The organism is Bergeyella anatis (genome assembly GCF_036016955.1).
Classification (GTDB): Bacteria; Bacteroidota; Bacteroidia; order Flavobacteriales; family Weeksellaceae; genus JAYWXI01.
The window spans coordinates 1-2,249 of sequence record NZ_JAYWXI010000037.1 but is presented as its reverse complement, the minus strand read 5'-3'; the positions used below and the strand labels follow the sequence as shown (position 1 = coordinate 2,249).

Annotated in this window: 1 protein-coding gene and 1 other annotated feature (1 of these 2 running past the window's edge); the gene reads left to right on the top strand. The window is 50.0% G+C overall.

Going from position 1 to position 2,249, the window contains the following annotated elements:
* Positions 1 to 2,249, top strand: a sequence feature (mutual gap in cmsearch alignment for this rRNA model is longer than 100); it begins 366 nt to the left of the window's first position.
* Positions 1,657 to 1,845 (top strand): hypothetical protein, encoded by a 189-nt coding sequence (locus VQ048_RS11740; RefSeq protein ID WP_327611860.1) that lies wholly within the window; start codon positions 1,657 to 1,659, stop codon positions 1,843 to 1,845. Its footprint overlaps the feature before it by 189 nt.

Below are 2,249 nucleotides of genomic sequence, written 5' to 3'. Positions count from 1 at the left end.
AAAAGAGTAGGGCGGGACACGTGAAATCCTGTCTGAATATGGGGGGACCATCCTCCAAGGCTAAATACTCCTGAAAGACCGATAGTGAACAAGTACTGTGAAGGAAAGGTGAAAAGCACTTCGAATAGAAGGGTGAAAGAGAACCTGAAACCGTACGCCTACAAGCGGTCGGAGCAGCATAGAGCTGTGACGGCGTGCCTTTTGCATAATGAGCCTACGAGTTAATTTTACTAGCGAGGTTAAGTAATTAAGTTACGGAGCCGAAGCGAAAGCGAGTCTGAATAGGGCGAATAGTTAGTAGGATTAGACGCGAAACCTTGTGATCTACCCATGGGCAGGTTGAAGCTTTGGTAACACAAAGTGGAGGACCGAACCGGTTGACGTTGAAAAGTCTTCGGATGACCTGTGGGTAGGGGTGAAAGGCCAATCAAACTGGGAGATAGCTCGTACTCTCCGAAATGCATTTAGGTGCAGCGTTGATGTTAAGTTTATTAGAGGTAGAGCTACTGATTGGATGCGGGGGTTTCACCGCCTACCAATTCCTGACAAACTCCGAATGCTAATAAATGTTCATCAGCAGTGAGGGCATGGGTGCTAAGGTCCATGTCCGAGAGGGAAAGAACCCAGACCAACAGCTAAGGTCCCTAAATATATGCTAAGTTGAAGCAACGCGGTTGGACTGCATTGACAGCTAGGATGTTGGCTTGGAAGCAGCCATTCATTTAAAGAGTGCGTAACAGCTCACTAGTCGAGCGGTCCGGCATGGATAATAATCGGGCATAAGCATATTACCGAAGCTATGGCAGTAAACTTATTACTGGGTAGGAGAGCATTCTATCGGCGCAGAAGCTGAGCTGTGAGGCTTGGTGGAGCTTATAGAAAAGAAAATGTAGGCATAAGTAACGATAAAGGGGGCGAGAAACCCCCTCACCGAAAGACTAAGGTTTCCTCAGCCATGCTAATCAGCTGAGGGTTAGTCGGGGCCTAACGCGTACCCGAAAGGGGAAGTGGATGGACATTAGGTTAATATTCCTAAACTTGCTCTCGTTAAAAGGGGACGGTTCACTGTAGTTGCTGAAGACTGACGGAATAGTCAAGGCCTAGCCTTCGGGCGAAGCTGTTGTAGTGAAAGTGGATCCAAGAAAAGCCGAAGAGAAGCAACCCGTACCAAAACCGACACAGGTAGTCGAGGAGAGAATCCTAAGGTGCTCGAGTGAGTCGTGGCTAAGGAACTAGGCAAAATAGTCTCGTAACTTCGGAAGAAGAGACGCCTCCCTCCGGGGAGGCCGCAGTGAAGAGGCCCAGGCGACTGTTTATCAAAAACACAGGACTCTGCTAAATCGAAAGATGCTGTATAGGGTCTGACACCTGCCCGGTGCTGGAAGGTTAAGGAAGGTGCTTAGCGCAAGCGAAGGCATTGACTGAAGCCCCAGTAAACGGCGGCCGTAACTATAACGGTCCTAAGGTAGCGAAATTCCTTGTCGGGTAAGTTCCGACCTGCACGAATGGTGTAACGATCTGGGCACTGTCTCAGCCACGAGCTCGGTGAAATTGTAGTATCGGTGAAGATGCCGATTACCCGCAATGGGACGAAAAGACCCTGTGAACCTTTACTATAACTTCGTATTGACTTTGAGTAAGCAATGTGTAGGATAGGTGGGAGACTTAGAAGCAGGCACGCCAGTGTTTGTGGAGTCGACGTTGAAATACCACCCTTTGCTTACTTGGAGCCTAACTTCGAAAGAAGGACATTGCGTGGTGGGTAGTTTGACTGGGGTGGTCGCCTCCAAAAGAGTAACGGAGGCTTTCAAAGGTACCCTCAGCACGCTTGGTAACCGTGCGTAGAGTGTAATGGCATAAGGGTGCTTGACTGTGAGACCTACAAGTCGATCAGGTGCGAAAGCAGGACATAGTGATCCGGTGGTTCCGTATGGAAGGGCCATCGCTCATAGGATAAAAGGTACTCCGGGGATAACAGGCTAGTCTCCCCCAAGAGCTCACATCGACGGGGAGGTTCGGCACCTCGATGTCGGCTCGTCACATCCTGGGGCTGGAGAAGGTCCCAAGGGTTGGGCTGTTCGCCCATTAAAGTGGCACGCGAGCTGGGTTCAGAACGTCGTGAGACAGTTCGGTCTCTATCTATTGCGGGCGTTAGATGTTTGAGAGGGCTTGAATCTAGTACGAGAGGACCGATTTGAACAAACCTCTGGTGTATCTGTTGTGCCGCCAGGCGCACCGCAGAGTAGCTA